Source organism: Micromonospora sp. KC606, from assembly GCF_004348675.1.
Classification (GTDB): domain Bacteria; phylum Actinomycetota; class Actinomycetes; order Mycobacteriales; family Micromonosporaceae; genus Micromonospora.
On the sequence record NZ_SMKN01000236.1, the window covers coordinates 1 to 8,852 of the forward strand.

At 67.2% G+C, this 8,852-nt stretch carries 10 protein-coding genes and 1 tRNA gene; 6 read left to right on the forward strand and 5 right to left on the reverse strand.

The features are described 5' to 3' along the window. Nucleotides 1–114 precede the first annotated feature (114 nt). Nucleotides 115–537, forward strand: a complete 423-nt coding sequence (locus E1193_RS27460) for a hypothetical protein (protein WP_132186087.1) — start codon at nucleotides 115–117, stop codon at nucleotides 535–537. A gap of 13 nt (nucleotides 538–550) precedes the next feature. Further along, nucleotides 551–1,000: a SitI3 family protein gene (locus E1193_RS27465; RefSeq protein ID WP_132186080.1), complete on the forward strand. Its 450-nt coding sequence runs from the start codon at nucleotides 551–553 to the stop codon at nucleotides 998–1,000. Nucleotides 1,001–1,306: 306 nt separating this feature from the next. Here E1193_RS27465 and E1193_RS27470 read toward each other — a convergent pair whose 3' ends face one another. Beyond that, a complete protein-coding gene (locus E1193_RS27470; RefSeq protein ID WP_132186081.1) occupies nucleotides 1,307–1,855 on the reverse strand; it encodes an aspartyl/asparaginyl beta-hydroxylase domain-containing protein in 549 nt (182 codons plus the stop codon). 223 nt (nucleotides 1,856–2,078) lie between these two features. Here E1193_RS27470 and E1193_RS27475 point away from each other — a divergent pair, with 223 nt between their 5' ends. From E1193_RS27475 to E1193_RS27485, 3 genes are all read left to right on the forward strand, one after another. Further along, nucleotides 2,079–2,897 carry a DUF5984 family protein gene (locus E1193_RS27475; RefSeq protein ID WP_132186082.1) on the forward strand — a complete coding sequence of 273 codons (819 nt, stop codon included), beginning with the start codon at nucleotides 2,079–2,081 and terminating at the stop codon, nucleotides 2,895–2,897. 86 nt (nucleotides 2,898–2,983) lie between these two features. Beyond that, entirely contained in the window at nucleotides 2,984–3,358 is a 375-nt protein-coding gene (locus E1193_RS27480; RefSeq protein ID WP_132186083.1) for a hypothetical protein, read from the forward strand. Between the two features lie 81 nt (nucleotides 3,359–3,439). After that, entirely contained in the window at nucleotides 3,440–4,021 is a 582-nt protein-coding gene (locus tag E1193_RS27485; RefSeq protein ID WP_132186084.1) for a hypothetical protein, read from the forward strand. Nucleotides 4,022–4,102: 81 nt separating this feature from the next. On the opposite strand, the gene E1193_RS27490 is transcribed toward E1193_RS27485, so the two are convergent. Beyond that, on the reverse strand, nucleotides 4,103–4,720 hold the full coding sequence (locus tag E1193_RS27490) for a hypothetical protein (protein WP_243707935.1): 618 nt from the start codon (nucleotides 4,718–4,720) through the stop codon (nucleotides 4,103–4,105). A 327-nt stretch (nucleotides 4,721–5,047) separates the two neighbouring features. Here E1193_RS27490 and E1193_RS27495 point away from each other — a divergent pair. Then, a tRNA-Arg gene (locus tag E1193_RS27495) sits at nucleotides 5,048–5,120 on the forward strand. A gap of 187 nt (nucleotides 5,121–5,307) precedes the next feature. Here E1193_RS27495 and E1193_RS27500 read toward each other — a convergent pair. From E1193_RS27500 to E1193_RS27510, 3 genes are read right to left on the reverse strand one after another with little or no spacing between them, the layout of a single operon-like run. Then, nucleotides 5,308–6,720, reverse strand: a complete 1,413-nt coding sequence (locus tag E1193_RS27500) for a tyrosine-type recombinase/integrase (RefSeq protein ID WP_132186085.1) — start codon at nucleotides 6,718–6,720, stop codon at nucleotides 5,308–5,310. Further along, a complete protein-coding gene (locus tag E1193_RS27505) occupies nucleotides 6,717–6,905 on the reverse strand; it encodes a helix-turn-helix domain-containing protein (protein WP_030504500.1) in 189 nt (62 codons plus the stop codon). The genes E1193_RS27500 and E1193_RS27505 overlap by 4 nt, the downstream gene beginning before the upstream one ends. Before the next feature lie 26 nt (nucleotides 6,906–6,931). Continuing rightward, entirely contained in the window at nucleotides 6,932–8,722 is a 1,791-nt protein-coding gene (locus E1193_RS27510; RefSeq protein WP_132186086.1) for a replication initiator, read from the reverse strand. Nucleotides 8,723–8,852 lie beyond the last annotated feature (130 nt).

Here is an 8,852-nt window from a genome sequence, read left to right on the forward strand (position 1 = left end):
CCCCCGACCCCCGCCCTGGGCGGCACCGTCTCCCCGGGTGCGGACGCAGGAACCCCGTGGACCAGGCGTCCCACCGGCTTGCTCGGTGGGTCACCGACCGGACGTCGAACCCGGATCTCCGCGAACGAGAAGCCGCGAGAGCGGCGTGCCCTGGAGTTGGAGAACGAGTGTGCCGACAGGGTCGCCGGCCAGGGGTACCGGGTTCACCAGAACCCCACGACGCAGGAGGTCGCGGACGCGCGACGCGACACCGGGGATTCCGGGAGGCCGGAGAAGGCACCCGACTTCCTCATCGAGGGGCATGTCTTCGACTGCTACGCGCCCACTGCTCCCGTACCGGCCCGCGCCGTCTGGAGCGCCGTGTCCAGGAAGGTCGACACGGAGCAGACCCAACGCGTGATACTCAACCTCCACGACTGGCGAGGAGACCTCGCCGCCCTGCACAAGCAGTTCCACGACTGGCCCATCACGGGGCTGAAGGAACTGGCGGCGGTGACGCGCGACGGTGCGATCATTCAGATCATTCGGCGAGACTGATGAAGGGGTGCAGATGGCTGTCGAGTACCGGCTGACGCTGGCGGGCGACATCCCGCTGGAACAGGTGGCGGAGCTGGCTGCTCCCGGAGCGGTCGAGACGTCCACGGCGTCCGGCGGCCCGCGGCTCAGCGCCGACCTGAACGACGAGCACGGGTACGTCGTGGACATCACCGGCGGCCGCAACGGCTACTACTGCGCCGAGGACGACGGGGGTTCCCTGTGGCAGTGGGAGCCGGAGACCTATGTCGACGTCAGCTTCTACATGCGCAAGGACACCCTCGCCGACAAGGGCAAACCCCACATGCTGGCGACCGTGGCCAGGATCCTCGCCGGCAGGGCCGAGGACGCGGCCCTGACCCTCAACGGCGACGTGCTGATGCTCACGCGCGTCGCGGGCACCATCCAGAAGCACAACACCGACGGCTGGTACGACGAAGACTACAACAAGATTCTTCACCTCTGACGGGCGTGCGTCCTCAGCTGGACCCACCACAGCCACTCGCCCCTGGTTAACCCGACCGAAGTGCCTCAGCATGCGCGGCCATGACCTCACGCCCGGACGGATAATCGGCGTCACCTTCGATCATGGCCACCGCCTGGGCCCATCTCCAACCCAGCACTTGACATCGAAACCACGGGATGACTGCCGCTTACCGCGCTGCATGGAGCGTGATGTTCCCGGGTGCTGCAGCGCCCGCCCGGCGGTCGACCGGGTTCTCGGGACGGCAGGGTGAAAATGGGGCTGCGGCTGTGCTCGGGCGTGTCTCGCTCATCCACCGCGCCGTACGAAATCCGCCACCGAGGCCGGCAGTTCGTCCTGCGGCATGTCCTCGCAGCCAGGACGGGTGAAGTCGAACAGGAGCACGACGCGGTCGCTGGAGCCGTAGTTCCACGCCTCATGTGTGACGGTGTCGTCGAAGACAAAGGTCTTACCTTCGCTCCACTGCCGGGTCTCGTCGCCCACTCGCAGCGCGCAGTCCTTTGGCACGACCAGCCCGAGATGGGCGCGGTAAACGGTCGTAACCCATCCCTGATGTGGCTTGATGTGGGTGCCGGGAGCCATCCGAGAGAACCCCGCGGTCGTCAGGTGAGGGATCGTCGCCAAAGCGGAGGCCGTGTTCGGGCATGTTTCGAGCGCGTCCTCGATCCGTTCCCCGAAGGCGACAAGGCCGTACACGCTCCAGCCCTGGCCGTACATCTCGCGTTGTACCCACGGCTGATAGGTCTCACGTGGGAGAGCAAGGCATTCATCCCGGATGGTCTCCCACCGTGCCCGAAGATCGGCCAGGAAGGAAAACTGCCGCTGATCCACGAACATGAGAACCCATGATGCACCAAACGTCGGGTGGTTGTGGGCTACGGCGCCGCCTCGTGTAGCCGGTCATGGTGACCCTTGCTCCCACCTCCAGCGGTAGACGCATGCTCATGCCGCCGACCACGCGTTGACTGTTCGGCAACCGTGAGTGTCTGTTACGCGGGATGGCTGCGGCCGCCCGCATTAATTTCCGCGGCGCCGCGAGGCGTAGGAGGACACTGCCTCGATGATCAGGTTCCGGTTTGAGCTGTACCCACTGGACGAGGTGTCGCCGTGGGGCCGCGATCAACCAAGACTGCACTGGTTCGGGCTCACCGAAGGTTGGTTCTGGCTCGAGGCCGGCGGACACCAACTGCTACGCCGGACCCGCCTCGACCACCGGCATCCCTACGTCGACTACTACCTGGCCCGGCTCTGGGAAGACGTCATTGTCCTCCTCCCTGACGTACTAGAGCCGGTGCCTCCTGATTTGCAGCCGTTCATCGCCTCCGATCCCGCGACGTGGGCGTGTGACCCGCTTGCGTTCGTACCCGGCGGGGACGAGGACGCAATCGAGGGGGACGTGGACCCGGATGCGCCCGACCATCCGGTGGTCACGGCCGCGAACTGGCACGGCGAGCACTACCTGGACTTCGGTTATCTCCGAAATGCACCGTATCTACGGTTCTGGCGTACCGTCGGCGACGATCGCGACGAGATCACCGTGGACTGGCGCCACGAGGACGACGGTGAAATCGGCTTCGCTGCTGGCCCGGCCGTCCGGTTCAGAGTCCAGACCGCCGCGTACCTAAAGGCTGTACACACGCTCGATCGGGACTTGATGACCGCGATGCGGCAACGGGTTGAGGAACTGGAACGCGGCGGCGGACCGCCCGGGGTGGACCTTGACCTCCCGGGGTTACGGCGGGAACACGAAGACCGGGCGCGTCGGCTCGCCCTGAACCTGAACCGTTCCCCGAATACCAACTGGGACGCCGTCCGCCAAGGCGCCCGCCGGCTACTCAGTGACGCACGACGGCCTAGCCCAAATCGGAGCGGACCGTAACGTCGGACACGATCGGTGCGCGGATCTGCCGCGACGGGGGCGGGAGTCTGTCGTTGCAGGGGCTGCGGTGGCCATCATGGTCTGTCATGAGGTTCGAGACGCTCGTCATCGTGGAGGTGGTGGGCCGGCCGGCGAGCTATTCGTCGGCAGCCGAGCCTGCGTGGAAGGCTGCGGTCCGCGAGGCGGTCACCAGGAGTGGCTTGGGTCCGTGGGCGGAGCGCTTCTCGGTTCTCGTCGAGTTCCGTACGCCTGAAGCGCGCAGCGCCAACGAGGTGTGGGACCTCGACAACTTGATTAAGCCTACGTTGGATGCGATGGAGGGCGTATTCGGGCTCCGAGAATGGCGCGGACCAGCGCAAGCGGCAGACGACCGCGTCGATCATCTCGAGGCGACCAAGCGCACCGTTCGCAGCGACGAAGTGCCCGGGGCCCGGATTGAGGTTCGGCGCTTGGTTCAGTAGTGCGAGGACGCACTCTGCCGCGACGCGTGCGGCTGAAGTAACGAGGATGACGTCCGCGGTCGAATCAGGGATCGTTATGCGGTGAAGATCGCGGGCGACATGAACGACGGCGAGAACTGGACGGGTGGCTTCTACGGACTCTGCCTGGTACTCGGTGCAGCTGACGATGGCAACATCGAGCGGGCCCTACGGTCTCTGTGGCGCGCCGTCGGCGTCCAGGGCTGCAATGTTCGGCGGGCTGACGGGATCGGATTCGCGGCGGTCGAGCTTGGCGTGGCCGCCCTCCACGAGCATGGTCACGTACACGGGACGCTGATGCTGCCCTCGGGCGCCCGGGTCGTCTGCGGTGGATTCCTGTCCCGGTACGAGGGCCTGGATACCTTGGAGCTTTACCTGCCACTGGGCGCGTTGGCCCGAACCGACTGCCGGATCGGCGGCTACCCCTTCGACGAATCCAGCGGCGTGGAATCGTTGACGTGGCGTAGCGCGCTCGACCGGTGGCTGGCTGACGTCGCCGTTGCCGTATATGCCGACGTGCCGTTCCACCGCGCGCTCATCGGTTTCGAAATCGATGAGGACCGAGACATCACCGTCAACCAGCGGTATGCCGCGGTCCTGTCGCCCCGCGCGGACGGCTTGGAGTACCGCCCCGCCACCGCCTGAAGCGCGACGAGTCGGCGAGTTGCCGACGCGGCCGGTTTGTCGACGTTCCTGTTTGGCAGGCGAGCCGGCGGGTCAATGGCCCTACAGACCTTGCGGGTGTGCGGAGAGCCGGTCCTGGTGTCGACTCCGCAGTGCGTTGCGGTCAGCGGAGGTGGCCAGTACGACGTCCATCCCACCGTCGTACGGGTGATAGAGCCAGCCCAGATCTACGTCATAGACAAGGACATTGCCGATGACGTCGTCCGCCACGCGGCGAAGCAACGGGTCGAGACAGCCCTGCGACCAAGGTGTCTCGCTGGCATAGAGATGCATCCAGCTTTCGAAGCCTGGCTCGTCATCGATGCAGATCCTTGTCCAATACGTTCCGGAGGGGTGTGCCGAGATGGTTTCGGCTGAGCGGCCGGGTTCCTGCGGGGCGGGCTGGGCCGAGTAGCCGGCGGTTATCACCAGCACGGCGGGGCGGGTCACCAACTCCGCCAAGATGGTGTGGTGTCGAGCCAGAACGATGCCGTACTCAGCCTCCGTGTCGGGGTAACGCTTCGAGCCTGGCAAGGCGTGGAACCGCACCCACCGGTCCCGGATCTTCCGCAGTTCAAATGGCAGCTTGGAGCATCCCGGCCACCGTTGATCCCACAACGCCGATAGCCGGGTCGGATCGATCACGACGTCGATCATCAGCCAGGACTCGACATCCAGCAACCTGGCAACCGCTCATGCGCGATGCGCGCATACCTGGCGCAAGGGCGACGGCGTCCCGCACGCGGCCTTGCCGAGCTGAGTGCATGCCTAGAACGAGTAACTTGATCTTGACTTGATGTGCGCGGTGTGTGCTCTCCAGCCGGTGCCACCGTGGGTCAACCGGTGGCAGCACGGGTCACCACGGCCGACCGCCGGTCGCAAGCCGGGGTTCGTGTGCTCCGGGTGTGGTCCTGGGCTGGGAGAACAGGGGTACGGGTGACGCAGGCGAACCTGGGCCACTCCCTGCCACCCCAGGTGAACCCCCAGGTCGCTAGACTAGGCACTCGCGCCCTCGTAGCTCAGGGGATAGAGCATCGGTTTCCTAAACCGTGTGTCGCAGGTTCGAATCCTGCCGGGGGCACCTCGAAGATCAGGAAAAACGCCATCTGAGCTGGCAATACACGCACTGTTCGATCCGAGCAGGTATGCAGCCGTAGGCCACCGGAAGCCGCCGTTTGTCGTAGGTCGCGGAACATACGCGGAATGACCTTGAAGGCGTCTGCCCAGGTCAGCCGGCGGGCATGGGGCAAGATCCGGAACGTCGACCATTAGGCGGGCCAGGCAACGCCGCTCAGAGCCTCAGCGATCCGGTCGTTGACGGTGGCCTCTGCTCCGTCGATGCATTTGGCGTAGACCTTGAGCAACACATCCACGGAGTGCCCGGCCCGGTCGGCCACCTCGGTTGCCGGGACGCCAGCGTTGAGCCACAGCGATACGGCAGCGTGCCGCAAATCGTACGGCCGACCGGCGAGCGGAGATTCAACCTGGCGCGGCGTCAGCGCCAGTCGACGCGCCTCATCCCAGACGCGCGAGTACGTCGAGGCGGCAACGACGTTGCCCCGCTCGCTGTGGAACAGGCGACCGTCTTTGGCGACCCCGAACCGCTCGATGTGCTCGCGCAGGATCTTCACGAGCGCGGGCGGGATCGGCACGCCACGCGGCTCGTCCTCGGCTCGGTGTTTCAGCCCTCGGTCGTCGTGGACCTCGCCGCTGTCGGTCCACCGCTTGCCCGCCTGCGGCCGACTCTTGGCCAGCGTCAGCCGACCCCAGCCCGCTTCGGGAAGGTCGCAGTCCTGCTCTCGCAGCGCCAACGCCTCTGCCGGACGGAGCGCGGCGAAGTACAGGCAGGCGAAGAACGCGACCAGGCGCTCACCACGCTTTGCCTTCCGTCCCCGTTGGCCGACGTACGTGACAGCGATCAGAAGTTCAAGAGCCTGGTGCTGGTTGACGACCACCCGGCGATCGACGACCTCGGCAATCTTCTTGCGCTGCGACCGAACGCGAAGCTTGTCGATCGGGTTGAACTCCAACTTTTCCAGCTCGACCGCGTACTGAAGCGCGTTGTAGAACACCGACCGCTTCCGGCGAACCGTGGTCGCGGCGGCCGGCTTGCCGTCGAGCTTCACCGCCAGGACGTCGAGCGCACTCCGCACGTTCCCCGCCTCCCGAAGGTCAGGCAACGGCAGGGAGGCGTGGCGCAGCCAGCGCACCGCATCGGCAACATCCGGCGGGATCTCCTGGCCACGAGCCGGCGGCGGCAACACGTGGTTGCGCAGCGCTTGGCGAAGCAGCTCGACCGGCGGCCTGCCGTGGGTGTCCTTGACGAGTGCCGCTGTGACGGTGGCGAGCGCTTCCGTCATGCTGTCTCGGGACTTGGCCGCAGCGCCCGCCCACTTCATGTCGACGTACTTCTTGGCGAAGTCCAGCCACGTTACAGCCGCCGGGTTCTCTGTCATCGAGTCCGGTAGCCCGGTGTCGATGTCGAACCCCTCGCCCTGGTTAGCGGCTTGCATCAGGTCGGAGCGGAAGCTGTCGGCCAGTGCCCGCGTGACGAATGTGCGGGACTTCTCGCGGCCAGCCACCACCCATCGGACGGTGTACGACCGCTTGGCCCTCTTCGACCCGGCAGCCCCAGCGGTGTTGACCTTGATCGCCCAGATCCGGACGCGCCGGGACTTCACGCAGCCACCTCGCGCCGCTGTTCCAGCCAAATCCGGAGATCCTTCCTCGATATCCGAAGCTCTCCGTTGGGAAGCCGGATGCAGGCCGGGGCGATGCCGAGTTCCCGCCACCGGTAGAACGTCCGGCGCGAGACGTTGTTGAGCGCGGCGAGCACCTCCGGAACGGTCATCAGGTCGTCGTCCACGGTCAGAGTCCTTCCTCCTGTTCAGATCAAGCGGCAACCGGCGCAGTAGCGGCGCGGGTGTTGCTGAGTTCGTGGGCGAGTTCTTCGCGGCCGGTGGTTCGTCGCTCGCGGGCCATGGCGGCGGCGGTGTTGGCGAGGAGGGCGTCTCCGGTGGTGTGCCAGCCGACGCCGGCGAAGGTGAGGGTGCCGACGATGAGCGTGGTGTTGTCGTTGTGCTCGTCGACGAGCTGATCGCCGGGATGCTCGTGGTCCTGGTCCTCGTTGCGGCGGTAGGTGACGCGGGTGTCGCGCAGGAGTTGGAAGGTCACCGAGTAGCGGCGGGCTTTGGTGAGGAAGTGGCCGCCGAAGCCGAGCATGTGAGCCCAGCGCCGCAGCCGTGCGTAAGGGTTGCCTGTCGCTGGTTTCGTCGGTTGGGCGTCAAGGGTGGCTTGACGCTGGGCGATGCAGACGGGGCAGGCGGCGTAGCGGGTGTGGGTGCCGCAGTCGGGGCACTCCCAGCGGTCGACGAAGCCCGGCCGAGGCCGGTGGTCACGGGGCCGCTGCGACAGGGGTAGGGGTATGCCGGTGGGTCGGCCGATGCGCCAGCAGGCGTCGATGAGGCGGGCGGTGTGGTCGCCGTCGGGGTCGGCGTAGTCGCCGATGGTGTCGGCGTCGAGCCTGACGGAGCGGTGTCCGGTGGCCTCGGTGCTCTTGGTGGCGTACTTGGCAAGGTAGCCGGCGACCATGCTGTCGGTGACCTCACCGCGTCCGGTCAGCGAGATGTGGCGGATGTCGAGGCCCTTAGACGGGTCGCCCCAGGCGATAGACCAGCCTTCCGGGCGGTCGGGATGGCTCGGAGTGTCGAAGCGGACGTGCTCAACGGCGACCCGGATCGCGTCTTCCAGGTCGGCGGCGGTGAAGCCGGCCGGCGGCGGGATGACGGCGGTGGGGTCGGTGGGGTGGACGCCGTCGAGGCGCACGAGGGCGTGGAAGTGGACGGCTCCTCGGGTCTGAAACTCGGCGGCTTTGCCGTGGGAGAGCCGGACCGGCGGGACCTTGCGCGTCTTTCCGGAGGCGGTTGCGACTTCGACGTGGGGGATGCCGCGGCGGCGGGCGAGTTTGGCGAGGTGGCGTTCTGCGGCTTGTTTGGTGCGGTGCCAGAGTTCGCCGGAGAACAGGTTCCAGACGACCTGGTGGTCGTGGTCGTAGCAGTCCAGGCACAACGGCCGCCCGAGCACGGCGTCCCCGACCTCGTGGCGTGCCCAGCAGACGGCCGGACGACCGTGTGGGCAGAGGCCGGCGTCGCGGCGGGCGTGGCAGGGCTCAGCGCGGCAGTCGCAGCGCTTCCGGTTGGTGCAGGTGTGGCGCTTGACCACGCGGGCGTGGACGGTGCCGAACGACGGCGCGGTGAAGGTGGCGAACACGGCCGGGTGCTGGGCGACCGTGTCGGGGATGCCTTTGCCGCCGACGAGGCCGGCGCGCAGGAGCTGATAGGCGTCGCGTTGGTAGGTCTGCGCGCACGAGGGGCAGACGGTGGCGCGGCGGTTGCCGCAGGCGGTGTAGATGGCGGCGTCGGGCATGGCGTCGGTGTGCCGCTGGTCCAACACCCGGCCCGTCGACGAATCGACGGTGAGGAGTTGGCCGGCCAGCCGGATGGGGCGGGTGCAGCCGGCGGCGGCGCGGACGTGTTCGATCCAGCCGAAGTAGTCCGGGTGGGTGGTGCGTTCGAACGCGGACCCGGCGGCGGTGTAGCCGTAGACGGGCGGGATGGTGTCGGCGTTCGAGCCCACCCCCCGGGCCATGGTGGTCCGGGGGGTGGGGTCCAGCGTCGAGGCCATCAGGCCGCAACCTCAGTGTCGAGGGTGCGGGTGGTGATGGTGCGTTCGACAACGATGGTCCGGCAGGCGCCGCACTGGCGTTTGGCCGGCTCGTGCCGAGAGCAGGGGATTGTGGTGGTCACCTGGCCGC

Excerpts from the sequence above, each read along its gene's own strand:
- E1193_RS27470 (WP_132186081.1), bottom strand. The coding sequence starts at position 1,855 with ATGTTCGTGGATCAGCGGCAGTTTTCCTTCCTGGCCGATCTTCGGGCA.
- E1193_RS27465 (WP_132186080.1), top strand. The coding sequence starts at position 551 with ATGGCTGTCGAGTACCGGCTGACGCTGGCGGGCGACATCCCGCTGGAA.
- E1193_RS27475 (WP_132186082.1), top strand. The coding sequence starts at position 2,079 with ATGATCAGGTTCCGGTTTGAGCTGTACCCACTGGACGAGGTGTCGCCG.
- E1193_RS27480 (WP_132186083.1), top strand. The coding sequence starts at position 2,984 with ATGAGGTTCGAGACGCTCGTCATCGTGGAGGTGGTGGGCCGGCCGGCG.
- E1193_RS27510 (WP_132186086.1), bottom strand. The coding sequence starts at position 8,722 with ATGGCCTCGACGCTGGACCCCACCCCCCGGACCACCATGGCCCGGGGG.